Annotated in this window: 15 protein-coding genes; 6 read left to right on the forward strand and 9 right to left on the reverse strand. The window is 67.9% G+C overall.

The annotated features are described in order from the left end of the window. Positions 1 to 166 precede the first annotated feature (166 nt). Complete coding sequence (locus ACILRJ_RS02550) at positions 167 to 2,386, reverse strand: TonB-dependent receptor family protein (protein WP_395680056.1); 2,220 nt, start codon at positions 2,384 to 2,386, stop codon at positions 167 to 169. Positions 2,387 to 2,554: 168 nt separating this feature from the next. Continuing rightward, positions 2,555 to 3,400 (reverse strand): hypothetical protein, encoded by an 846-nt coding sequence (locus tag ACILRJ_RS02555; RefSeq protein ID WP_395680058.1) that lies wholly within the window; start codon positions 3,398 to 3,400, stop codon positions 2,555 to 2,557. A 149-nt stretch (positions 3,401 to 3,549) separates the two neighbouring features. Between ACILRJ_RS02555 and ACILRJ_RS02560 the strand changes: the two genes are divergently transcribed. Together ACILRJ_RS02560 and ACILRJ_RS02565 are read left to right on the forward strand one after the other, a co-directional pair. Further along, a complete protein-coding gene (locus ACILRJ_RS02560) occupies positions 3,550 to 4,917 on the forward strand; it encodes a tryptophan--tRNA ligase (RefSeq protein WP_395680060.1) in 1,368 nt (455 codons plus the stop codon). Positions 4,918 to 5,089: 172 nt separating this feature from the next. Beyond that, positions 5,090 to 6,013 (forward strand): aspartyl/asparaginyl beta-hydroxylase domain-containing protein, encoded by a 924-nt coding sequence (locus ACILRJ_RS02565; RefSeq protein WP_395680062.1) that lies wholly within the window; start codon positions 5,090 to 5,092, stop codon positions 6,011 to 6,013. A 51-nt stretch (positions 6,014 to 6,064) separates the two neighbouring features. Here the strand turns inward: ACILRJ_RS02565 and dusB are convergent, their stop codons facing one another. The 4 genes from dusB to ACILRJ_RS02585 form a co-directional block, all read right to left on the reverse strand. Further along, a complete protein-coding gene (gene dusB / locus ACILRJ_RS02570) occupies positions 6,065 to 7,063 on the reverse strand; it encodes a tRNA dihydrouridine synthase DusB (protein ID WP_395680064.1) in 999 nt (332 codons plus the stop codon). A gap of 117 nt (positions 7,064 to 7,180) precedes the next feature. Continuing rightward, positions 7,181 to 8,812 carry a hypothetical protein gene (locus ACILRJ_RS02575; protein ID WP_395680066.1) on the reverse strand — a complete coding sequence of 544 codons (1,632 nt, stop codon included), beginning with the start codon at positions 8,810 to 8,812 and terminating at the stop codon, positions 7,181 to 7,183. Between the two features lie 595 nt (positions 8,813 to 9,407). Continuing rightward, a complete protein-coding gene (locus ACILRJ_RS02580; RefSeq protein ID WP_395680068.1) occupies positions 9,408 to 11,069 on the reverse strand; it encodes an MFS transporter in 1,662 nt (553 codons plus the stop codon). A 17-nt stretch (positions 11,070 to 11,086) separates the two neighbouring features. Then, entirely contained in the window at positions 11,087 to 12,484 is a 1,398-nt protein-coding gene (locus ACILRJ_RS02585; RefSeq protein ID WP_395680070.1) for a DcaP family trimeric outer membrane transporter, read from the reverse strand. Between the two features lie 197 nt (positions 12,485 to 12,681). Between ACILRJ_RS02585 and acs the strand changes: the two genes are divergently transcribed. Both acs and ACILRJ_RS02595 read left to right on the forward strand, forming a co-directional pair. After that, positions 12,682 to 14,625: an acetate--CoA ligase gene (acs, locus tag ACILRJ_RS02590; RefSeq protein WP_395680072.1), complete on the forward strand. Its 1,944-nt coding sequence runs from the start codon at positions 12,682 to 12,684 to the stop codon at positions 14,623 to 14,625. Positions 14,626 to 14,718: 93 nt separating this feature from the next. Beyond that, on the forward strand, positions 14,719 to 15,366 hold the full coding sequence (locus ACILRJ_RS02595; protein ID WP_395680074.1) for a response regulator transcription factor: 648 nt from the start codon (positions 14,719 to 14,721) through the stop codon (positions 15,364 to 15,366). A 63-nt stretch (positions 15,367 to 15,429) separates the two neighbouring features. On the opposite strand, the gene ACILRJ_RS02600 is transcribed toward ACILRJ_RS02595, so the two are convergent. Further along, positions 15,430 to 18,948 carry a NahK/ErcS family hybrid sensor histidine kinase/response regulator gene (locus ACILRJ_RS02600; RefSeq protein WP_395680076.1) on the reverse strand — a complete coding sequence of 1,173 codons (3,519 nt, stop codon included), beginning with the start codon at positions 18,946 to 18,948 and terminating at the stop codon, positions 15,430 to 15,432. Between the two features lie 116 nt (positions 18,949 to 19,064). On the opposite strand from ACILRJ_RS02600, the gene ACILRJ_RS02605 reads away from it, so the two are divergent. Further along, complete coding sequence (locus tag ACILRJ_RS02605) at positions 19,065 to 19,721, forward strand: DedA family protein (protein ID WP_395680078.1); 657 nt, start codon at positions 19,065 to 19,067, stop codon at positions 19,719 to 19,721. A gap of 62 nt (positions 19,722 to 19,783) precedes the next feature. Here the strand turns inward: ACILRJ_RS02605 and ACILRJ_RS02610 are convergent, their stop codons facing one another. After that, positions 19,784 to 20,767, reverse strand: coding sequence for a ribokinase (locus ACILRJ_RS02610; RefSeq protein ID WP_395680760.1), 984 nt, complete (start codon positions 20,765 to 20,767; stop codon positions 19,784 to 19,786). Positions 20,768 to 20,800: 33 nt separating this feature from the next. Then, on the reverse strand, positions 20,801 to 22,075 hold the full coding sequence (locus ACILRJ_RS02615) for a nucleoside permease (protein ID WP_395680080.1): 1,275 nt from the start codon (positions 22,073 to 22,075) through the stop codon (positions 20,801 to 20,803). Positions 22,076 to 22,294: 219 nt separating this feature from the next. Between ACILRJ_RS02615 and ACILRJ_RS02620 the strand changes: the two genes are divergently transcribed. After that, positions 22,295 to 24,043, forward strand: coding sequence for an LTA synthase family protein (locus tag ACILRJ_RS02620; protein WP_395680082.1), 1,749 nt, complete (start codon positions 22,295 to 22,297; stop codon positions 24,041 to 24,043). Positions 24,044 to 24,090 lie beyond the last annotated feature (47 nt).

The following is a 24,090-nucleotide window of genomic DNA, read 5'->3' on the forward strand; positions in this document are numbered from 1 at the left end:
TTCGCGGATGTCTGGAACATCCGCGGACCAGCATTCCGTCCAGCCCCGGCCATGCTGGAATTTGCTCCTGCAATTCCGGCATTCCGTCCATCCATGGACATCAAAAAAAACGGCTGCCGTCCCTGGGGAACGGCAGCCGCGTCAGGCTGCTACGCGTGGGAGGCGATCAGAACTCGTACGAAGCGCCCGCGTAGATGGTGCGGCCGATCGCCGGTTCGAGGCCGCCGCCGAACACGCGCGCGTAGTACTTGCGGTCGGTGAGGTTCGACACGCCACCGAGAAGGCGCACCTGAGGCAGCACCCACCAGTCGGCGGAGAAGTCGGCGACCGTGTACGAGGGCACCTTGGCGGGGATGATGATCGGCCCGTTGTTCGGTGCGGTCGCCGGCAGGTTCGAGTCCTGCCAGTACTGGCTCGCGACCGACACCACCGACAGCGCGAGCTTGTAGTGCTTGTCCTCGCGCCACGACACGCCCGCACGCAAAAGGTAGTTCGGCGAGAATGCCGGCTTGTTGCCGACGTGTACCGCCGGATTGTGCGTCGAGGTGAACTCCGCGTTGAGCAGGGCGAGGCTTGCGAACAACGACAGGTGCTGGGTGCTGCGCGGGTCCTGCGCCGCGAGGAAGTCGTAATCGATCTGCCCTTCGAAGCCGCGATGGCGCGTGTCGCCGGTGTTGACGTTGATCGTGTTGTTCGCCGGTGCGTTTGGACCGGCCGACTGGCTCTCGATGCGGTCTTTCACGTTCACCCAGAACAGGCTCGCATCGTAGAACAGGCCGTCGACCGGAGTGCCGTGCACGCCCGCTTCCCATGACAGCACGTGAGTTGGATCGGGATCGTTCAACGCGCTTGGATCGAGATTGCCGAACGGCGAGCCGACATCGAAGTAACGCACAGGGCGCCAGCCCTGCGAGACGTTGAAGTAGGTTTCGTTGCCGTGACCGAAGTCGTTGCCGAGGCCGAGTCCGAACAGTGGCACGGTGTGGTCAACGCTGCGGTGGACGTAGTCGCGCGTGAGCGTCGTCGGTTTGACGGTTTCATCAATGTCGACGTTCTCGCGCTCAAGGCGTACCGACGGCACGAAGTGCCAGTTGCCGGCAAAGCGGAACACGTTTTCGGCGAACACCGCGGCGTAATCGGTCGAGCGATCCTGGCGCAGGCGCGCGCAGTTCTTGTCGGCCGGGTTCGCGCACGGATTGCCGTGGCGGTCGTAGCGGGACGGGAACAGCGTATCGTCGGTCCACTGCCGGAACGGCGCGTCCGAGTGGTAGATCGTGGTGCCGACCGTGAACGCGTTGCCACGGCTCCAGTGGTGCACGACGCGCGCATCGACGCCGGTGAAGCGGAACTGGTCGTCCTGCAGCGTCGCCGTGGTCGGCGCATTGCCGCGATCCTGCGAACGCGCAGCATTGTCCTGGTAGCCGGCCCACACCTTCGCGACGAGTTCGGTATCCGGATCGAAATGGCGCTCGTGCGTGAACGCGAGCACGTAGCGGTCGGTCCACAGCCGGTTGTAGGGTGTGGAAACCGTCTCCGGGTCGCTCGTGAACTGCGTGATGTTGAGCTTGCCCGGATCGCCGGTGTTGAGACTCCAAGCCTTGAGGTCGAGCGCATACGACGCGTCATCGTCCGGGTGGTAACCGATGTGCAGGTCGGCGCCGCGGATCTTCGAATCGCCGTTGTCGCGCTCGCCGTCGCTCTTGCGGTAGTGCGCGTCGACCAGGTAGTCCCACGACCCGGACGTGCCGGAGATCTGGTTGAACGTCGTGAGCAGGCCGTTGCTGCCGACAACGTTTTCGGTATAGCCGGCGAGTTCGCGGTCGGCGACCGGCTTGCGGCTGATCATGTTCACGACCGGCGGCGGCTCCGGTCCGTACAGCAGCGAGCTGCCGCCGCGGATGAGCTGGACCTCGGAGATCTGCTGCGGCAGCGGCATCGTGTAGATCGTCGGGTAGCCGATCCAGTCGGACATCAGCGGGATGCCGTCGAGCATCACCGTTACGAATTCCGATTCCTGCGGATTGCCGATGCCGCGGTAGCTGAGGTTCATCTGGCCCGGCGACTGCTGCTCGGAATAGAACAGCCCCGGCGTCTGCGCAAACAGGTTGCGGAAGTTGTCGATCACCGTCGGGATGTTGTCGGTCTTGGTGATCGAGGTCTTCTTCGTCACGGTGATCAGCGGGCCGTCCACTTCGCGCATGATGTGCTGCAATTTCGGACGCGTATCGTCCTGCGGTCGATGCTCGCGCACGTTGACCTTTGGCAACTCTGTCGGGTTCTGCGCGTCGCTCGACGTGGCCTGGTCGGCGTGCGCCGATACGGGTGCGAACAACGCATTGGCAATCGCGAACGCAAGCGCGCCTGGAACGATCATCGTCGTCTTCATGCAACTATCCTCGGAGGGTGGCGCCGCCCCCCTTGGACGTCGCGCAGGCGGCTTTATCGCAGGCTTGGGCCGGATCGTGTACCGCCTTGAGGCGTAGGTCTCAGGGCGGATTACGAATGGCCCATGCCGGCGGGTGCACGGCTCGCCTGCCGCACGTGCCCGCCGTGTTCAGCGGCGCGGCGGATCCGGCACGAAGGCATTCGGGAACGGCTGGGGTTCGCTGCGCGCGACCGGCCGCGCGATGATGCCCTGGGCGACGAGGTTCGCGTAGCTGTCGTACCACACCGCGAGCGTTTCGGCCGGATGGCGCGAGGCGCGCTCGAACGTGGTCTGGTCGACATGCGCGTACTCGCGTGCGCCGTGGCCGGTGCCGAGGCGTTCCTCGCTGCGCGCATACGATTCCGCCTTCGCGCGCGGCGCGGGTTTGGCCGCGTCTGCCGCGGCAGCCTGGGTACTCGCCGGCGCACCTGCGCCGACAGTGCTATCGGAACGCTGCATCTCGGCCGACGGTTGCGCCACCGGCGGCGCCGGCGGCGCCGCGTCCTTGGCGACGGCTTCGCGTTCGCGCCAGGCCGGCATGCGTTCGGTGAACACGGCGACGCCGATCACGCCCACATTCTGCGGTCGCCCGGTGCGTGCGGCGTAGCTGTTCGGCAGCGCGGTGAAGTTGAACTGCGCGATTTCGTCGAGACTCTTGCGCCAGCCGGCGATCTCGGTCGATTCCCACGCGTCGAGCACGTAGCCGGTCTGGTTCGTGTCGGCGGTCTGTCCGCTCACTGCATTGACGCCGTCGACGCTGAGCACGGCGAGCACGCGACCGCCGGTGCGGTTGACCATGCGCACGGAGTAGCGATGGCCGGGCGTGCCGGCGACGTAGAGCCGGCCCGCATCGGAATAGGTCGGCAGGGTCTGGCCGGTATCGCGGTCGATGACTGCGAGGTCGAGCAGGTTACCGGCATGGGCCGTCGAGGCGAGGCCGGCAGCGAGCAGTGCGGCGCAAAGCAGGGTACGCATGACGCTTCTCCGTGGGTGGTCTGAGATCCATGCAACGCGTGCGTGGCCCGTACGGGGTTAACCCCGGTTGGGGGTCGGCCGAACGCGGAGCCGCAGGGTCCGGAAGGTTCCCGTACACTGGTCGGCCCCTTCAGCCGCATCGCCGCCCCGTGAGCCACGACAAGCGCCGCATCCTGACCGGCATCACCACCTCCGGCACGCCCCACCTCGGCAACTACGTCGGCGCGATCCGTCCGGCGATCGCCGCAAGCCGGCGCGCCGATGCCGAGTCGTTCTACTTCCTCGCCGACTACCACGCGCTGATCAAGACCGGCGATCCGGCGCGCGTGCAGCAGTCGACGCTGGAGATCGCGGCGAGCTGGCTTGCCTGCGGTCTCGACCCGGACAAGGTGTTCTTCTACCGCCAGTCGGACATTCCCGAAATTCCGGAACTCACCTGGTTCCTCACCTGCGTCACCGCAAAGGGCTTGCTGAATCGCGCGCATGCGTACAAGGCCGCGGTCGATGCGAACGAGACGGCCAGCGAGGACGCCGACGCGGGCATCACCGCCGGCCTGTACATGTACCCGGTGCTCATGGCCGCGGACATCCTCATCTTCAATGCGCACGAAGTGCCGGTCGGCCGCGACCAGATCCAGCACATCGAGATGGCGCGCGACATCGGCCAGCGCTTCAATCACCTGTACGGCAACGAGTACTTCACGTTGCCCGCAGCGAAGATCGAGGAAAACGTCGCGACCCTGCCGGGCACCGACGGCCGCAAGATGTCGAAGAGCTACGACAACACGATCCCGTTGTGGCTGCCCGCGAAGGACCTGAAGAAGGCGATCCTCGGCATCGTCACCGATTCGCGTGCGCCGGGCGAGCCGAAGGATGCGGACGGCTCGAACCTGTTCGCGATCTACCAGGCATTCGCGAGCGCCGAGGAGGCCGCGGCGATGCGCCGGGCATTCGACGACGGCATCGCCTGGGGTGATGCAAAGCAGAAATTGTTCGAGCGGGTCGATGCGGAACTCGCGCCGCTGCGGGAACGATACGATGCGCTCGCTGCCAGGCCGGAACGGATCGAGGAGCTGCTGCACGCGGGTGCGCGCAAGGCGCGTGAGCGCAGCGTGCCGCTGCTCGCGCGGCTGCGCCATGCGGTCGGCATTCGCGCGCTGGGCGCGAAGGGCGTCACGGCCGACGTGGCCACAGCGGCGACCAAGGCAGCGGTCGACCTGCATGCCGCGAAGCTGCCGGTGCTGAAGAGCTACCGCGAGGCCGACGGCAAGTTCTACTTCAAGCTCGCCGGCGCGGACGGCGCCGTGCTGCTGCAGAGCCGCGCGTTCGACGCGCCGAAGGATGCGGGAATGCTCGCCGCCGCGCTCGTCGACGCGGGCGACGATGCGACAGCGGTCAGCGGCCTGCTGGCACGCTGCGCGCCGGTCGGCGAACCCGTGCAATCGATCGACACGATCGTCTCCGCGCTGGCGCAGCTCAAGGCGGACAAGCTCGCGAAGCTGGTCGGAAAGGATTGAGCGTCACGCAGCAACGGTCTCCTGCAGGAGCGGCGGAAGCCGAGATCCTCCAGGCCTCAACGGCATCGCGGCTTCCGCTGCCACAACGGTGCTGCCTGCGATCAACGATGTCGCGCCCCACGTGGCGGCGTATCCTGTCCACCCTTCAACTGGAAGCCCCCGAATCGCATCCATGCGCCTGTTCCTGATCATCGCCGTGCTGGTCTATCTCGCGTGCGTGCTGTTCGTGCACCTGCGCGGGCGCGTGCGGCTGCCGTTCAAGCGCCAGCTGCTCGACCACTCCGGCTTCTTCGCGCCCTACAACGTGCTGATGTACGCGTTCTCGGCGGTCTCGCCGCGACCGTTCCCGGATCGGCGCGCGTTCCCGCAACTCGATGCGTTGAAGGATCGCTGGCAGGTCATCCGCGACGAGGCATCGCACCTGTTCGACGAGGGCTATATTCGTGCCGCCGAGAAGAACAACGACGCGAGCTTCTCGTCGTTCTTCAAGGAAGGCTGGAAGCGCTTCTATCTGAAGTGGTACGGCGACCCGCTGCCGTCGGCGCACGCGCTGTGCCCGAAGACGGTGGCGCTGCTGGCGAAGATCCCCGAGGTCAAGGCGGCGATGTTCGCGTTGCTGCCGCCGGGTGCGAAGTTGAATCCGCATCGCGACCCGTTCGCCGGTTCCCTGCGCTACCACCTCGGCCTGATCACGCCGAACGACGACACCTGCCGCATCTTCGTCGATGGCGAGGAACACAGCTGGCGCGATGGCAAGGATGTCGTGTTCGATGAAACCTACGTGCACTGGGCCGAGAACCGCACGAACCAGACGCGCGTGATCCTGTTCTGCGACGTCGAGCGGCCGCTGCACACGCGATTCATGCAGCTGCTCAACCGCGGCGTCGGCCGCGTGCTCGGCCGCGCGACCGCGACGCAGAACATCGGCGGCGACCACGTCGGCCTGGTCAATCGCCTGTACGGCTTTGCGCACGTGGTCGGCGTGCAGCGCAAACGCTTCAAGCGCGCGTACCCGCGCGCCTACAAGGGCACCCGCGTTGCGCTCGCGCTCGCGCTGGCCGTCTGGTTCGTGCTGCCGTGGCTGCGTGGCAATTGAGGAGCGGCAAGCCGCGAACCCGCTGCGCCGCCTGTTTCAAGCCTCTTCCGATCAAGCCGCAGCAGCGAACTCGCGTGCCGCGTCGGCTTCGAGCGCATCGAAGTAGTCGCGCGTGAGGCGCTGTTGCTCGGCCGTGCTTTCGGCGCGGTTCGCGACCGCGCGGAATGCGGCGTTCTCGGGGCGGTCCTTGGCGTACCAGCCGAGGTGCTTGCGCGCGATGCGCAATCCCTGCAGCTCGCCGTAGAACGCGTACAGGTCGTCGAGATGGCCAAGCAGGATGTCGCGGACTTCGCCCGGTGACGGCGGTGCGAGTGTCTCGCCGGTGGCGAGGTAGTGCGCGACCTCGCGGAAGATCCACGGCCGGCCCTGCGCGGCGCGGCCGATCATGACCGCGTCGGCGCCGGTCGCGTCGAGCACGTATTTCGCCTTCGCGGGTGAATCGACGTCGCCGTTCGCGAACACCGGAATGCGGATCGCCGCCTTGATCGCTGCGATCGTGGCGTACTCCGCCTCGCCTTCGTAGAGATCGGCGCGCGTGCGGCCGTGCACGGCGAGCGCGGCGATGCCGGCGTCCTCGGCGATCTTCGCGATGCGGAGTCCGTTGCGGTTGTCGCGGTTCCAGCCGGTGCGGATCTTCAGCGTGACCGGCACGTCGACCGCATTCACGACGGCTGCGACGATGCGCGCGACGAGCGGTTCGTCCTGCAGCAGCGCCGAGCCCGACCAGACGTTGCAGACCTTCTTCGCCGGGCAGCCCATGTTGATGTCGATCAGTTGCGCGCCATGGTCGACGTTGTAGCGTGCGGCCTCGGCGAGCATCGCCGGATCGTAGCCGGCGATCTGCACGCTGACCGGATCCGGCTCGCCGACGTGGTCCATGCGCTTGAGCGACTTGCGCGTGGTCCACAGGCGCGGATCGGCGGTCGTCATCTCGGACACGGCGAGGCCCGCGCCCTGCCGCTTGCACAGCTGGCGGAACGGCTTGTCGGTGACGCCGGCCATCGGCGCGAGCACGACGGGCGGGTCGATCAGGTGGGAACCGATGCGCATGGGGGCGCGATTGTAGCGGCGCCGCCCGCCGGATGCCCGAAGGCATGGAAAGGGCGGCCTGACGGCCGCCCCCTCCACGTGCATCGGCGCGAGCGGATCGCTCCTCCCGCGGGCCTGTCAGCGTTTCGCGGCCTTGCGCAGCTTCGCCGCTGCGGCCTTCTCAAGATGGCGGCCGAACGCGCGGTGCGCCGGCGTGTTCGTTGCGTCGATGCTGACGTCGTCGATGAAGATGTTGCCGTCGAACGTGCCGCCGCCCGGATAGTCGTACTGGAACTGGATCGCATGCGGTGCGCCGTCGGCGTAGCTGCTGATGTCGATCGAATGCAGCACGTAATTGGTGTCAGCGGCGATCGCCGAAAGGTCGGTCGTCTCGACCGCGGTGCCGTCTACGGACACGGTGAGCGTGCCGGCGACGTCCGGCACGCCGGCCGCGAAGCGCCAGTAGTTGAGGTACCGCGGGCCGCTCGCCGGCATCGTCACGGTCTGCGCGAGCGTCTGCGTTTCCTGGTCGGCACCGCCCCAGCCGCCGAACCAGACCGAGTAGATGCCGTCGTGGGTCGGCACGCCGCCCGATGCGAAGTCGGTGCCGCCGCCCGAGCCCGGGTTGCCGTCGAGCGCGTCCCAGTGCGGGTTCGGGCCGAAGTCGCTGGTGGTCTCCTCGAAGCTGCCATCGGTCACCACCGGCGGCGGCGGCGGCGGATCGAAGCCGTCGGCGAACAGGTGATCGACCGGCGAGTTGGCGCCGTCGACGACGAAGCTGACCATGCCGCCCGAACCGAAGGTCCAGCCGGCGATCTTCGACGCATCGCCGGATACCGCGGTCAGGCCGCCGGCGAGGGGCAGGGTGAGGTCGCTCGGGATCCCGATGCCGCGGTCGGCGAGGTAGTCGGTCAGGATCTGCGAACCGCCTTTTTCGGTCCAGATCAGCAGCGCGCGCGGCGGATTGTCGAAGAAGCCGCTCGCACCGACGATCATGCGGCCGTCGTCGCTGACGCCGAATGCGAACGGCATGTCCGGGATCGCGAGGACGTCGCCGGTCTGCACGTTCATGCGCCAGCCGCTGCCGACCGCCCACTGGCCATTGCCGCTGAGCCCGTCGGTTTCGCCGAGGTCGTTGCCCTGGCTGTCCCTTACGTAGGTCGCGACGCGATCCTTCCACACGACGCCGCGGCGGAAGCCCGTGACCGGGTCGTCGCTCCAGCCACCGACGACATGGCCATCCGCGCTGATCACGTTGCCGCGCGACGCGCTCGTCGTGTTGTCGACGGGCAGGTCGACAACGCCATCGACGGGCGAGTAGTAGTACGCCTTGGCGATGCTGAAGTCGTCGGTCCAGGCGAGGCCGACCGCGGTGCCGTCGTCGGCGAGGTCGTAGACGTCGACATTGTCGATGTTGACCGGGAGCGGCAACGCGGTCGGGGTCGCCGCGCCGATCGGCGACACCGCCGGCAGGTCGTGGCCGCCGTTGGCGGAGCCGCCGTCGTTGGACAGCGCGCCCGATACGGTGCCGAGATTGTTGATGCCATTGACGTAGACCATGCCCGCAATGAGCGTCTCGGTCCCGGTCGCCGCGTCCCAGCGCAGGCCGCCCGCGCCGAACACGGAAGCCACGAGGTATTCGCCGTTCTGCGAAAACTTCGTCGCCTGCGCGTTCGGCGTCTGCAATTCGATCATGCTGGCGGCGTGGGCAACGCCGCCGACGGTGGCGAGGGCGGCTGCGAGGCCTGTGACGAGCGGGGAAATGCGCATGCGGACTCCTGGACTACGGATTGCCGGACGAGACACCGGGGTTCAGGCAGGACGGGTGGTTCCCGTTCGCCCATTCCCCTGAAGCTAGTCGGCTCCGCAGCGACGCGGACTCACGCAGCATTCGCGCCGCCTTCGCGACGCGTTCGCGGACTGTTTCACTTTGCGCGACAGGGGGTTGCGGGAGGGCGACGGGTCGCGGCGAGGGGAGCGCGTGCGCCGCGTGAGCGCGTGGCGAGTGGGGGTGCTAGCGGACGCAGGGAGTCGTTGGCGGCCAGTGCTGCTTCGTTTTTTCAGCTTCGGTTTCGCGCGGGCCCTTGCCCGAATTTGCTCCGCAGTAAGTGCGCGGAGGGAGCCGAGCGGCGGAAATCGGCATTGCTTCGTTGGAGCTTCGGTTTCGCGCGGGCCTATGCCGGAATTTGCTCCTGCAATTCCGGCATTCGGTCCATCCCTGGCCTTGCCGAAAAATGCTCCTGCATTTTCGGCATTCCGACCATCCATGGTCGTCAAAAAACCTTCCCCGTTGCCGGGGAAGGTGCCACGCAAGGCGGCGCGCGCTCGAGGGAGGGAGGGAGGCGCGCGCCGCCTTTCCCGAGGGCTACTTCGAGATGTCGACGTCCTTCGTCTCGGGCAGGAACAAGATGCCGATCACGAATGTCATCGCGGCGACGATGACCGGGTACCAAAGGCCGGAGTAGATGTTGCCGGTCCATGCGACGAGCGCGAACGCGGTGGTCGGCAGGAAGCCGCCGAACCAGCCATTGCCGATGTGATACGGCAGGCTCATCGAGGTGTAGCGGATGCGCGTCGGGAAGAGCTCGACCAGCCACGCCGCGATCGGGCCGTAGACCATCGTCACGTAGATCACGAGGATGGTCAGCAGGAGCAACAGCATCGGCGTATTGATGCGCGCGGGATCGGCCTTTTCGGGATAGCCCGCGCTCGTCAGTGCGCTCTTCAGCTGCGCGTTGAACGCATCGGACTGCGTCTTGAACGCCGCGGCGTCAAGGCTGGCGCCTTCGAACGAGGCGATCGTTGTCGCCCCGACCTTCACGCTGGCCACGCTGCCGCTGCCGGCGGGTTCGTTGACGTAGGGCACGCCGCCCTTGGCCAGCACGCTCTTGACGATGTCGCACGAACTCTTGAACGCCTTCTTGCCGACCGGGTCGAACTGGAACGTGCAGGCGTCGGGGTCGGCGACCACGGTGACCGGGTTCGTCTGCGCCGCGACCTCGATCGCCGGGTTGCCGTAGTGGGTGAGCGCCTTGAAGATCGGGAAGTAGGTCAGCATCGCGAGCAGGCAGCCAAGCATGATGATCGGCTTGCGCCCTATGCGATCCGACAGCGCGCCGAACACGACGAAGAATGGCGTCGCGATGAGCAGTGCGCCGGCGATGAGCAGGTTCGCCGTGACCGCCTCGATCTTCAGCGTCTGGGTCAGGTAGAACAGCGCGTAGAACTGGCCGCAGTACCACACCACGGCCTGTCCCGCGGTCGCGCCGAACAAGGCGAGCAGCACGATCTTGCCGTTGTTCCAGCGCGCGAACGATTCGGTCAGCGGTGCCTTCGATTGCCGACCCTCGGCCTTCATCTGCTGGAACAGCGGCGATTCGTTCAGCTGCAGGCGGATCCACACCGACACGCCGAGCAGCACGAACGAGATCAGGAACGGGATGCGCCAGCCCCAGGTGTCGAACTCGGCGCCGAGCAGCTTGCGGCAGAGCAGGATCACGATCAGCGACAGGAACAAGCCGAATGTCGCGGTGATCTGGATGAAGCTGGTGTAGAAGCCGCGCTTGCCCGGCGGCGCATGCTCGGCGACGTAGGTTGCGGCACCGCCGTACTCGCCGCCGAGCGCGAGGCCCTGCAGCAGGCGCAGCACGATCAGCATGATCGGCGCGGCGACGCCGATCGATGCGTAGGTCGGCAACACGCCGACCAGGAAGGTCGACAGGCCCATGATCACGATCGTGATCAGGAACGTGTACTTGCGCCCGATCAGGTCACCGAGGCGACCGAAGATGATCGCGCCGAACGGGCGCACCGCGAAGCCGGCGGCAAACGCGAGCAGCGCGAAGATGAAGCCGCTGGTCGGATTGAGGCCGGAGAAGAACTGCTTCGCGATGATCGCCGCGAGCGAGCCGTACAGGTAGAAGTCGTACCACTCGAACACCGTGCCGATGCTGGACGCGATGATCACGCGCTTGTGTCCGGTCGTCAGCGGTTTCGCCCCGGGCATTGATGCAGCTGTGCTGGCCATGTCTCGGTCTCTCCGCGTCAGAAGGAATACTTGGTGGTGAACTGCAGGCGCGTGAGGTCACCGTCGAGCCCGTTCTCGATCGTGCGGCGGCCGTACATCAGCTCGGCGCCGATGTCGAGCTTGGGCAGCGGCGAATAGAACATGTTCCAGCGCAGGCTCTGCACCGACTTGGTCGCGGAGCCACCCGTCAACGCGAGATCGTTGTCGTACTGGCTGCGCGCGTAGATCAGGTTGGTTCGCCATGCCGGGGAGAACACGTGGCGCCAGCCGACGTAGCCGGCCATGCCGTCGAGCGTGTCGAGGTTGCCGTCGGCGTCGATCTCGGTGTCGCCTGTCACGCCGAGGCCGATGTAGCGGCTGAAACCGCTGCCGAGCGTGAACTGGTAACGCAGGTCGTCGTTCTTGCCGATCACCCACTTGCCGCCGAGCGTGAAGGCGCCGCCAAGCTGGTCGTCCTTCGCGCGCGTGACCGTGCTGGTGGCCTGGCGGTCGATCCTCAGGTCGCGCATCAGCGCGCCGACGCCGAACGTGCCCCAGTCGCCCTTCCAGCCGTAGCGCAGGGTCAGGTCGGGGATCGCGCCGCGGTCGGACTGGATCGGCGCGCCACCGCCGTTCGGGATGATCGTCGTCTCCGGATTCTCGAGCGATACCGACAGGCCGCCATTCGTGTAGCGCACCTGCGCCTGGCGCACGAACACCACGCCGTCGGTCGGGCCGATGAAGTCGACCGACTCCGGAAATGCGCTCGGGTCGACGAAGTTCGACCAGGTCTGGCCGGCGAGCCAGTTGTTCCAGTACGCATAGGCATGGCGCACCGTGACGCCGTAGGTGTTGGTCGCGACCTGGGTGCCGAGTGAATTGCCGAAGAAGTCCATCTCGAGGAACGCGCCGAGCTTGTCGCCGTTGTCGGTGAGGGTGTCGACGCCGAAGTTGAAGCGCGAGAACTTCGCATGTGCGTCGAAGTCGGTGCCGGAACCGTGTCCGCCGACCGGGGTCTGGCCCGGCACGTACAGCGCGCGGCCGCTGGCGCCGTCGGCGAGCTGGCCGTCGCCGGTGCGGGTCGCCATGAAGTCGGCCTTGACGAAGCCGCCGAAGCGGAAGGTCGTGTTCGGCGAGGCGCCCGGCGTGATCGTGGTCTCCTGGATCGGCGGCTTGCCACCGACCGTCGCAGTCGCCTTCGGCAGCGGCGCGTTGGCGGCGACCGGCGCCGCCGGCGCCGCCTGCGCCGCAACCTGCGCCGCGTGCTGCGCGCGCACCTCCGACATCAGGTCCTGTACCTGCCGTTCGAGATCGCTGACGCGTTGTTCGAGCGCGGCTTCACGCTTGGTATCCGCCGCCGCGATGGCCGGGAATGCGAGGCCGCAGGCGAGCGCGATTGCGCTCAGGCGCAGGCCGTGGCGAAGCTGTCGGTACATGTTCGGTCCCCCTCGAGTGTGGTGTTGTCGGATGATCGTCCGCCGCAACGCGGACCGTGGGCACGGCGCGCCGAGCTTGCACCCAGCGGGCATGCGCGTCTAGTCGAGAAAGGTCGCGATTCGACCAAAGTAGTAGGCCCTGCCGGCGCGCTGCGCATGGGGCTACCATGGCTGCAATCGAAGTCGCCGGAGCCGCCATGTCATCGCCCCTGCATCCCGTTCCGCCCGAATTCGCCGCGCGCGCGCGCGTCAACAAAGCCTCCTACGAGCGCGAGTACGCCGAATCGATGCGCGATCCGGCCGCGTTCTGGGGCCGCATCGGCCAGCGCCTCGACTGGATCACGCCGTACACCGAGGTCAAGGACGTCTCGTTCGACGCGCGTGACCTGCATATCCGCTGGTACGCGGACGGCACGCTCAACGTCGCCGCCAATTGCCTCGACCGCCACCTCGCCACGCGTGGCGACAAGACCGCGCTGATCTGGGAAGGCGACGACCCGAGCCAGGCGCGCCGGATCAGCTACCGCGAGCTGCACGCCGAGGTATGCAAGGCCGCGAACCTGCTGACCAACCTCGGCATCGGCAAGGGCGACCGCGTCGCGATCTACCTGCCGATGATCCCGGAGGCAGCCGTGGCGATGCTCGCCTGCGCGCGCATCGGCGCGGTGCACACGGTCGTGTTCGGCGGTTTCTCGCCGGATTCACTCGCCGGCCGCATCGCCGATTCGCGTTGCAAGCTGGTCATAACGGCCGACGAGGGGCGTCGCGGCGGCAAGAAGGTGGCGCTGAAGGTCAATGTCGACGAGGCGTTGCAGCGCGCCGACACCAACAGCGTCGAGACCGTGCTGGTCGTGCGCCATACCGGCGGTGCGGTCGAGATGCAGTCGCCGCGCGACCGCTGGTGGCATGCGCTGATGGAAGGCCAGCCGGCGAGCCACCAGCCGGCGGCGATGAATGCGGAAGATCCGCTGTTCATCCTGTATACCTCCGGCAGCACCGGCAAGCCGAAGGGCGTGCTGCACACCACGGCCGGTTACCTGGTTTTCACCAGCTACACGCACGAGTGCGTGTTCGACCTGCGCGAAGACGACGTGTACTGGTGCACCGCGGACGTCGGCTGGGTGACCGGGCACAGCTACATCGTGTACGGCCCGCTCGCGAACGGCGCGACCACGCTGATGTTCGAGGGCGTGCCGAACTGGCCGGACACGAGCCGCTTCTGGCAGGTGATCGACAAGCACCAGGTCACGCTGTTCTACACCGCGCCGACCGCGATCCGCGCGCTGATGCGCGAAGGCGAGGCGCCGGTGAAGAAGACCTCGCGCCGGTCGCTGCGCCTGCTCGGCTCGGTAGGCGAGCCGATCAATCCGGAGGCGTGGGAATGGTATTGGCGTGTGGTCGGCGACGGCCGCTGTCCGGTGGTCGACACCTGGTGGCAGACCGAGACCGGCGGCATCCTGATTTCGCCCTTGCCGGGTGCGATCGACCAGAAGCCGGGCTCGGCGACGCTGCCGTTCTTCGGTGTCGCACCCGCGATCGTCGACGCCAACGGCACGATCCAGGTGGGCGCGGCAGAAGGCAACCTCGTGCTCACCGACGCGTGGCCCGGCATGATGCGCAGCGTCTACGGCGACCACCAGCGTTTCATAGACACCTATTTCAAGACCTACCCGGGCATGTACTTCACCGGCGATGGCGCGCGTCGCGACGACGACGGCTATTACTGGATCACCGGTCGCGTCGACGACGTGATCAACGTGTCGGGTCATCGCCTCGGCACCGCCGAGGTCGAGAGCGCGCTGGTCGCGCATCCGAAGGTCGCCGAGGCCGCGGTGGTCGGCTATCCGCACGACATCAAGGGCCAGGGCATCTACGCCTACGTCACGTTGAAGAGCGGCGAGGCGCCGAGCGAACCATTGCGCAAGGAGCTGGTCGCCTGGGTGCGCAAGGAGATCGGCCCGATCGCCACGCCCGACCAGTTGCAATGGGCGCCCGGACTGCCGAAGACGCGCTCGGGCAAGATCATGCGGCGCATCCTGCGCAAGATCGCCGAAAACGCACCGGAGCAGCTCGGCGACATTTCGACGCTCGCCGATCCTTCGGTAGTGCAGAATCTCGTCGACGAGCGGTTGGTGAAATGAAACCGGGAATCGGGGGGAATCGGGAATCGCCGGCAGGCGGCCGCCAGGGTCGAAGTCCCGCTTTTTCCAGCCCCTGATTCCCGATCCCCGTTCATGCGCGAAGTCCTGATCGCCGACGACCATCCGCTGTTCCGCGACGCGCTCAAGCGCGCGGTCCAGACGGAATGGCCGCGTGCGCTGTTGCACGAAGCCGACAGCATTCCCGCGCTGCGGACGCTGATCGACGCGCATCCGGACGCGGATCTGCTGCTGCTCGACCTGCACATTCCGGGTGCGAGCGGTTTCTCCGCGCTGGCGCAGTTGCGTGCGCAGCATCCTGGCTTGCCGATCGTGATGGTGTCCGCGCACGAGGAGCCCTCGGTGATCGCTCGCGCGATCGCGCACGGCGCCTCCGGCTACATACCGAAGTCGGCTTCGATCGCCGCGATCGTCGAGGCGGTGCGCGACGTGCTCGCGGGCGACGTCGCGCTTCCCGACGGAGTGGCGGGCGCCGACCCGCTCGCGCCTGAGGAAGCGGATGCCGCCGCACGCATCGGCGAACTCACGCCGCAGCAGTTCCGCGTGCTCGCGATGATCGCCGAGGGAATGCTCAACAAGCAGATCGCCTGGGACCTCGGCGTATCGGAAGCGACGGTGAAGGCGCACATGACCGCGATCATGCGCAAGCTCGGCGTAGGCAACCGCACCCAGGTCGCCCTGCTCGCGAGCCAGCTCGCGCTCGATGGCGATTCGCTCTCCTGATCGTCGCGGTTTCGCGGGCAACGTCGCGCTTTTTGAAACAGGAACATTCCGCGCGTCCGGTCTTCAGGCCTTCGCGTTCTGCCCCTGGGAACGTTCCGCTTCCGCGGTGCGCCGCGCGCGTCGGCCGAGTTGGGCGACGACCGCGCGCAACGCGGCCGGGCGCACCGGCTTGTGCAACACCGCGTAGCCCGCCGTGCGCGCCTGCGCCAGCAATTCGATTCCGCGGTCGGCGGTGACCAATGCGCCGGGCGGTGGCGGATCGCACGCAGCGCGGATGCGCGCGAGCGCATCGAGGCCGTTCTCGCCCGCATCGAGATGGTAGTCGGCGAGCACGAGGTCGGGCCGGCGCCTGCCTGCCGCCGCAAGTGCTTCCTCGATGCTGCCGGCGAGATCGCTGCCGACGCCCCATTGCGCGAGCAATGTCGCCATGCCGTCGAGAATCGATGCATCGTTGTCGATGCACAGCACGTGCAGGTCGGCGGCCAGGCCGACCGCGCGTGGCTGCGGCGCCTCGCGCGCAACCGTCGCCGGAGCCGCGCGCGCGACGTCGATCGAGAATACGCTGCCGTGGCCCGGCCGCGAGCGCAGGCCGAGGCGATGGCCGAGCAGGCGCGCGATGCGATCGCAGATCGACAAGCCGAGTCCGAGGCCCTTCTCGCCCCACGGCGAAACCTGGGTGCCGCGGTGGAATTCCTCGAAGATCGCATGCTGCTGGTCGGCGGCGATGCCCGGCCCGCTGTCGTGCACTTCGATGCGCAGCATGTCGCCGGCACGGCGAACGCCGAGCACGATGCTGCCCGCGCGCGTGTAGCGCAACGCGTTGGCCAGGAAATTCTGCAGGATGCGCCGCAGCAGTTGCGGATCGGTGCGCACCCACGCGCGCGTGTCGACCACGCGCAGGCGGATGCCGCGCGCGGTGGCCTGCATGCCGAACTGGTGGCGCAGTGGTTCGATCACGTCGGCGAGTGCGACCACGCCGATCTCGGCGCGATGCTTGCCTGCATCCAGCCGCGACGCTTCGAGCAGGGCATCGAGCAGGTCCTCGGCGGCCTTGAAGGCAGTGTCGATGCGTTCGGCCAGGCGACCGGATTCGGGATCGAGCTGCGGCTGCTGGCGCAGCGCGGAGGTGAACAGGCGTGCCGCGTTCAGCGGTTGCAGCAGATCGTGGCTGGCGGCAGCGAGGAAGCGCGTCTTCGACAGGTTCGCGGTTTCGGCGAGGCGCTTCGCCTGCTCCTGCGCCGCGAGCGCCTCGGACAGCTCGTGCGTGCGCCGCTCGACGCGTTGTTCGAGGGTCTCGTTCGCCTCGATCAATGCCTGCTCGGCGCGCTTGTACGCGGTCACGTCGGTGAAGGTCGTCAGGTAGCCGCCGCCCGGCAGGGGGTCGCCGCGCGTCTCGATCACGCGGCCGTCGTCGCGCGTGCGCAGGTAGATGTGTGGCTGCGCACGGCGCAGGTGGGCAAGGCGCGTTCGCACCTGCTCCTCGATGTCGCCATCGCCGAGCAGGCCACGCGCGGCATTGTGGCGGATCAGGTCGGCGACCGGGCGACCGACATAGACGAAGCCCTCCGGATAGTCGAAGAAATCGAGGTAGCGGCGGTTCCAGGCGACGATGCGCAGCTCCGCGTCGACCACGCTGATGCCCTGCATCATGTTCTCGAACGTGACCGCCATGAGCTCGCGGTTGAAGCGCAGCTCCTGCGAGGTTTCGTCGAGCATCGCGGCTGCCTCGGACAGATCGAGGCCGGTGCCGCGCAGCGCACTGGTCAGCATGCGCCGGGCGGAAGCGGCGCCGATCGCGCTGGCGAGCAGCCGCTCGGTGTATTGCAGCAGCGCCCGATCGGCGTGCGCGTCGTTGTGCGGTGCCACTCCGTTTGCGGTTTCGTAGGCGGCGAATGCCCGTTCCGCGTTGCGCTCGCCCACGATGCGCTCGGCCAGCGCGCGCAGGTCGGCGGCGCGGATGCGACCGCGCCATTCGCCGACCGCCGGCAGGGGTGCGCCGTCCTGGCCGAGGAACGCCGCCGCGCGGAGCCGTTCGTCGACGCCGGGCCGGAAGCGCAGCGACATGAACACGAGCACGCCGGCGTTCGCGAGCAGCGACCAGAACGCGCCGTGCGTGATCGGCTCGAGGCCCTGCAGGTTGAACAGCGCATGGGGTCGCAGCCAGGCGATTGCGAATGGGCCGGTGTCGATCCAGCCGGTTGCCAGCCAGCCGGCCCGCGCGAGCGTCGGCAGCAGCAGGGTATACACCCACAGCGCGAAACCGGCGACGAGGCCGCAGATCACGCCGAGCCGGCTCGCAGCGCGCCAGTACAGTGCCGCGACGATCGCCGGTGCGAACTGCGCGACTGCCGCGAACGAGAGCAGGCCGATCGCCGCGAGGTTCTGGCTCTGCGTACTGATGCGGTAGTACGCGAATGCGAGCAGGGCGAGCAGCACGATCGTGACGCGGCGCACGCCGAGCACGACGCCGGACAGGTCGTCGCGCTGCTCCAGCCGCAACGCGCGCACGCGCAGCAGCGCCGGCATCACGAGGTCGTTGCTGACCATCGTCGCGAGCGCGACCGAGGCGACGATGACCATGCCGGTCGCGGCGGAATAGCCGCCGATGAAACCGAGCAGGGCGAGCCAGCGTTCGCCATTGGCGAGCGGGAGCCACAACACGTACGCGTCGGCCGCCACCGTGTGCCCGAGCGCGGCGCGCGCGCCGGCGTGCGCGATCGGCAGTGCGAGCAGGCAGATCACGGCGAGATAGAGCGGGAACATCCAGCGAGCGCGGCGCAGGTCGCGCGGGTCCTCGCACTCGACCACGCCGACCTGGAACTGGCGCGGCAGGCACAGCATCGCGGTGAACGCGAGCACGGTCTGGGCGAAGAAGCCGGATGGCAGGCCCTGCGCCGCCGCGGCCTCGAGCGGGCGCACGAACACGCCGAGGTCGCGTTCGTGCAGCAACGCGTACGCGCCGACCGCAACGAATGCGAGCAGCTTGACCAGCGACTCCGCGGCGATCGCCAGCATCATGCCGTGATGGTGTTCGCTGGCGTCGATCGCGCGCGTGCCGAACAGGATCGCGAATGCGGCGAGCATCAGCGCGATGTACAGCGCGGTGTCGGCGAACGGCGACTCGGCGCGCACGCCGCTGCCGGCAAGCACGTCGAAGCTCATGCCGACAGCCTTCAGCTGCAAGGCGAGGTAGGGCACGATCGCGGTCACCGCGATCAGGGTGACGAGCGCGCCGAGTGCGTGCGACTTGCCGAAGCGCGAACCGATGAAGTCGGCGATCGAGGTGATGCGCCGCTCCTTCGCGACCGCCACGAGTCGTTCGAACAGGCCGAAGCCGACGACGAACAGCAGGATCGGACCGACGTAGATCGGCAGGTAGGCGAGGCCTTCGCGCGCGGCGGTGCCGACCGCGCCGTAGAACGTCCAGGACGAGCAGTACACGGCGAGCGCGAGGCTGTAGACGATCGGTCGCAGCCAGGAACGCGTCGGATACAGCGGTCGCCGGTCGCCGTAGTAGGCGAGCCCGAACAGGCCGCCGACGTACAACACCGCGGCGAGCAGCAGGAACCAGCGTGGAATCATCCGGGCGTCTCCGCGGCGGGCGCTGCCGCGCTGCGATCATACGCCGCACACCGTGCCGACCGCGCCGCGGGGCTGCGACACCGTAGAATGCGCAGGCGCACGCCATACCGATCGCGATGGACTTCCTCGACCACCTGATCCAACTGTTCACCACGCACGGCTACCTGGCCGTGTTCGCGGCCCTGCTGATCAGCGCCTTCGGCGTTCCGATCCCGGAAGACATCTCGCTCGTCGCCGGCGGCGTCATCGCGGCGCTCGGCCATGCCGACGTGCGCGTGATGATCGTGGTCGGGCTGGTCGGCGTTCTGCTCGGCGACGCGATCGTGTTCCTGTTCGGCCGCATCTTCGGCGTGCATGCGTTGCGCTGGGGCTGGGTCGCGCGCCTGCTGACGCCGCGCCGGCATGCGCAGGTGAAGGCGAAGTTCACCCGCTACGGCAATCGCCTCATGTTTGTCGCGCGGTTCCTCCCGGGCCTGCGCACCGCGGTGTTCCTGACTGCGGGCATGTCGCACCGGGTGTCGTTCCTGCGTTTCCTCGCGTTCGATGGCCTCGCCGCGCTGCTGTCGGTCCCGTTCTGGGTCTGGCTTGGCTACATCGGCGCCGAGCATCGCGAGTGGCTGCTCGAACAGGTGCACCGCGGCCAGGGCGCGATCGTGGTGTGTGCCGTGGTGCTGGTCGCGCTGACCGCGTGGTGGTTCTGGCGACGCGCGCAGCAACGCCACCAGCGCCTGCGCTCGCACCGCGAGCGTCGCGCCGAGCGCACGCGTCCGTAGGGTGGGCCCTGGCCCACCGCTTTCGCACGCGCATGTCCGTCGATGGCGGGCTTGAGCCCGCCCTACGCGAAGCGGCGCAGCACGTCGGCGTAGCGCGGCATCGCCGGCGCTGCGCCGGGCTTCTCCGTCGACAGCCCCGCGCAGCGATTCGCGTGGATCACCGCCTCGCGCAGCGGTCGTCCGGTGAAGCGCACGATCGCCGCGACCAGCGCACCGGAGAACGCGTCGCCGGCTCCGGTCGTGTCGATCACGGCGACTTGCTCGGATGCGATGCGGTAGTACGCTTCGGCGTCGCCGTGGCGCGCCGACTGTGCGTGCGAAACGAAGCAGCCCTGCGAACCGAGCGTGATGATGACGCTGGCGACGCCGAGCTTGCGCGCCAGCCGATGCAGGTCGGCGTCGTCGCGTTGCGCGAGCATGCCTGCATCGACGCGCTCGCCGGCAATGCGTTCGAGCAGCAGTGCGAATTCGGTTTCGTTCGGCGTCAGCAGGTCGCACTGCGCGAGCAGGTCGGCATCCAGCCCGGCATGCACCGGCGCCGGGTTCAGCACGCGCAGCAGGCGGTGTGCGCCGGCGAGCGCGAGCGCATGGCGCGTCGCATCGAGGTTGTTCTCCAGTTGCACGAGCAGCACCTGCGCGCCGGCGAACCGCTCGGACTGCGCGTCGAGGTGGGCCGGGTCCAGGCGTTCGTTCGCGCCAAGCGCGACGATGATGCGGTTCTGCCCGCCGTGCTCGACCACGATGCAGGCGCTGCCGGTCGCCGCGTCGTCGCGGCGCAACCAGCGCGCGTCGATGCCTTCGTCGGCGGCGAGGCGTTGCGCGGTTTCGCCGGCGGTGTCGGTACCGATCGCGGCGATGAAGCATGTCGCCACGCCCTGGCGCGCGCACGCGACCGCCTGGTTGAACCCCTTGCCGCCCGGTGCGCTGCGGAAGCCCTCGCCGCGCAGGGTTTCACCCGCGCGCGGCGCGTGCGCGACGCGCCAGGCATAGTCCTGGTTGTAGCTGCCGACCACCATGACGGCGGGGGCGAACGTGCCGGGCGTCATCGACACGCCCCGGTCAGGCCGGCGCGCGCGCGTTCACGCACCGATTTCCTCGCGCATGTGCGCGCCACGCATGGCGGCCGGGTCGTGCCGGTGCTTGAACAGCACGACGAACAGCGCGGCGACGACGAGCGCGTACGCCGCGAACGTGATCCAGATGCCGTGCCAGTCCTTGCTGCCGTCTGCGTGCGTGAACCAGCGATCGATCAGCACGCCGCTGATGGAACTGCCGAGCACGGCGCCGACGCCGTTCGTCATCAGCATGAACAGGCCTTGCGCGCTGGCGCGGATCGCCGGGTCGCTCTGCGTCTCGACGAACAGGGAGCCGGAGATGTTGAAGAAATCGAACGCCATGCCGTAGACGATGCACGACAGCACGATCATCCACAGGCCGGGACCCGGATCGCCGTACGCGAACAGGCCGAAGCGCAGCACCCATGCCAGCATGCTCATCACCATCACCTTCTTGATGCCGAAGCGGCCGAGGAAGAACGGGATGGTCAGGATGAACAGCGTCTCGGAGATCTGCGAGATCGACATGATGATCGCGGGGTACTTCACCGCGAGCGTGTCCTTGTAGGCGTCGACCGTGGCGAAGTCGTGCAGGAAGGTGTCGCCGTAGGCGTTGGTCAGCTGCAGCGCGGCGCCGAGGAACATCGCGAAGACGAAGAACACCGCCATTTTGCGGTCGCGCAGCAGTGCGAACGAACGCAGGCCGAGTGCCTCGACCAGCGACTTGCCGGGGACCGATTTCGCCATCGGCGGACAGCGCGGCAGGCTGAAACTGTACAGGCCGAGCACGAGCGCGGCGGCGGACGCTACGTAAAACTGGCTGGCCGAGGTCTCGATGCGCAGCAGGCTCACCGTCCACATCGCGACGATGAAACCGATCGTGCCCCATACGCGGATCGGCGGGTAGGCGGCGACGACGTCGACGCCCTCCTTCTTCAATGCGGAATACGCGACCGCGATCGAGAGCGAGATCGTCGGCATGTAGAAGATCATGTTGAGCAACATCACCCAGAACAACAGGCCCGGCGAGTCGACCATCGGGATGCAGAACAGCACCACCGCGCCGGCGAGGTGGAACAGGCCGTACAGGCGCTCGGCGTTGATCCACTTGTCGGCGATGATGCCGGCGACCGAGGGCATGAACAGCGAGGCGATGCCCATGGTCGAGAAGATCGCGCCGAATTCCGCGCCGGACCAGTGACGGGTCTGGAACCAGTACGCGCCGATCGTGATCAGCCACGAGCCCCACACGAAGAACTGCAGGAAGATCATCACGACCAGGCGCAGCTTGGTGCTCATCGGTTGCCCTCGTTGGAATCGGCGCGCCCCACGACCGCGCGATGGACGGCGGGCTGGTGTTGCAGTCCATGGTTTCGATCCGTCGCCGTTGCCCTGCGACGCGATCCGTTGCAGCGTAGAGCAGTCTTTACAGCCTGCGCAAGGCACATCGGCGGCGGCGCGCGCTATGCTGCCCGACGCTGCGCATGCTGCGCCGCAACCGGGAGGGGACCCGCGACGATGCTGCTGATCCGGACCGCGCAACGCGAGTCGCCACGCGTGGGTCTGGCGTGGGCGCTGCTGCTGTACACGCTCGCGGCGTTCGCGTTTGGTTGCGGGCTCGTCGGCTGGCAGGACCCGGCCTTCGTGGCGGAAGGCGCCGCGTGGGCGGACCCGCTGGCGATCGCGATCAATGTCGTTCCGGTCGTGTTCGTGGCCCTGCTGCTGCTGGTGGCGACGCGGCGACCGGTGTTCTCGCTCGGCCTCACGCTGCTGCTGCTGTACGTGTTGTACACGGCGAGCGCGATGAAGTTCGAGCTGCTCGACACCCCCATCGTGCCGACCGATTTCGTCCTGCTCGGACACCTCGGTGATGGCGGCAACCTGTTGTTGCACTATGTCCCGCGCAGCGCGATCGCGGCCCTGCTGCTCGCGCTCGCCTTCCTCGTCGCGTTCGCCTGCTGGGAGCGGCCGTGGCGGCGGTTGCGCGGTGCGCGTCGCCTGTTCGCGCTGGCGCTGGTATCGGCGTTCGGCACAAGCCTGCTGGCCGGCGTACGCCCGTGGTCGCAGGTGTATGCCGCCGACAGTGGCGACTACCTGCAATGGTCGCCGACCGAATCGGCGCTGCATAGTGGCCTGCTGACGACCCTGCTGCGTTTTTCGTGGGACACCGCGTTCGTCTTGCCCGAGCCCGACCGCGCGCTCGCCGCGCAGTTCATGCACGCGCATGCGGCGCCCGCAAGCGATGCGGGCACCCACGAAAGGCCGGACATCGTCGTCCTGCAGAGCGAATCGTTCTTCGATCCGGCGCGCCTGCAGGGGCTCGAACCAGAGCAGGTGCTGCCCGAGTTCCGCCGCATCGCCGCGCTGTCGCGCCACGGCGACCTGTGGGTGCCGGCCTACGGCGGCGGCACCATCCGCACCGAGTTCGAGGTGCTCAGCGGGATCGCGATGCGCTATTTCCCGGAGGTGCAGCACCCGTACTTCCGTCTCACCGCGACCACGCTGCCGAGCCTGCCCAGCGTGCTGGCCGCGCACGGCTATCGAACCGTCGCGATGCATCCGCACGAACGCGAGTTCTGGAACCGCGCATCGGCACTGAGCCATCTCGGTTTCGACGAATTCGACGCGGGCGAACAATTCGGCGACGCGCCGCTCAGCGGCTGGTACGTCAGCGACGAGGCACTGGTCGACCACATGCTGGCGAAACTCGATGCGGCGCAGGAGCCCTTGTTCCTGTTCGCGATCAGCATTGAAAACCACGGTCCGTATGATGGATTTCCAAACGCCGATTTGCAGCGGATCGCGGCGCAACCGGTGCCGGCAGGCCTGGCGGGAGCCGGGGCGGAACGCCTGCGCGGATATCTTTACCATCTCGCCCAGGCCGACCATTCGCTCGGTCGACTGGTCGATGCGCTGCGCACGCGCACCCGCCGCACGCTGTTGCTGTTCTACGGCGACCACCTGCCGGCGCTGCCGCTGCTGTACCAGGGCGCCGGCTTCGACGATGGCGCGAAGGGTCCGCAGCAGCCGGTGCCGTGGCTGCTGTTCGACAGCGCGCGCGCGCCGGCACCCGCAGCCGCGGAATCGACGGCCTCGTTCTATCTGCCGGCGTTGTTGCTCGCCCAGGCGGGCATCGACGACCAGGGTTATTTCAGCGCGCTCGAAGCAGCGCGCCGCAACGACCATCCCGAGCGCGAGTGGACTCCGGTGGAGGATTCCGCCCTGCGCGCGGTGATGCAGCTGCGCCAGCGCGGCGAGGTCCGGTGATGCGTCGATCGCGCCGGCGATGCGACAATCGCGCTTCCAGTCCACCC

Origin of the sequence: Dokdonella sp. (assembly GCF_044227025.1) — a bacterium.
In the GTDB taxonomy this organism is placed as follows: Bacteria; Pseudomonadota; Gammaproteobacteria; order Xanthomonadales; family Rhodanobacteraceae; genus Dokdonella_A.

Bases quoted from the DNA above. Each gene is read 5' to 3' on its own strand.
- ACILRJ_RS02550 (WP_395680056.1), bottom strand. From the start codon at position 2,386: ATGAAGACGACGATGATCGTTCCAGGCGCGCTTGCGTTCGCGATTGCC.
- ACILRJ_RS02555 (WP_395680058.1), bottom strand. From the start codon at position 3,400: ATGCGTACCCTGCTTTGCGCCGCACTGCTCGCTGCCGGCCTCGCCTCG.
- ACILRJ_RS02565 (WP_395680062.1), top strand. From the start codon at position 5,090: ATGCGCCTGTTCCTGATCATCGCCGTGCTGGTCTATCTCGCGTGCGTG.
- dusB (WP_395680064.1), bottom strand. From the start codon at position 7,063: ATGCGCATCGGTTCCCACCTGATCGACCCGCCCGTCGTGCTCGCGCCG.
- ACILRJ_RS02575 (WP_395680066.1), bottom strand. From the start codon at position 8,812: ATGCGCATTTCCCCGCTCGTCACAGGCCTCGCAGCCGCCCTCGCCACC.
- ACILRJ_RS02580 (WP_395680068.1), bottom strand. From the start codon at position 11,069: ATGGCCAGCACAGCTGCATCAATGCCCGGGGCGAAACCGCTGACGACC.
- ACILRJ_RS02585 (WP_395680070.1), bottom strand. From the start codon at position 12,484: ATGTACCGACAGCTTCGCCACGGCCTGCGCCTGAGCGCAATCGCGCTC.
- acs (WP_395680072.1), top strand. From the start codon at position 12,682: ATGTCATCGCCCCTGCATCCCGTTCCGCCCGAATTCGCCGCGCGCGCG.
- ACILRJ_RS02595 (WP_395680074.1), top strand. From the start codon at position 14,719: ATGCGCGAAGTCCTGATCGCCGACGACCATCCGCTGTTCCGCGACGCG.
- ACILRJ_RS02600 (WP_395680076.1), bottom strand. From the start codon at position 18,948: ATGATTCCACGCTGGTTCCTGCTGCTCGCCGCGGTGTTGTACGTCGGC.
- ACILRJ_RS02605 (WP_395680078.1), top strand. From the start codon at position 19,065: ATGGACTTCCTCGACCACCTGATCCAACTGTTCACCACGCACGGCTAC.
- ACILRJ_RS02610 (WP_395680760.1), bottom strand. From the start codon at position 20,767: ATGACGCCCGGCACGTTCGCCCCCGCCGTCATGGTGGTCGGCAGCTAC.
- ACILRJ_RS02615 (WP_395680080.1), bottom strand. From the start codon at position 22,075: ATGAGCACCAAGCTGCGCCTGGTCGTGATGATCTTCCTGCAGTTCTTC.
- ACILRJ_RS02620 (WP_395680082.1), top strand. From the start codon at position 22,295: ATGCTGCTGATCCGGACCGCGCAACGCGAGTCGCCACGCGTGGGTCTG.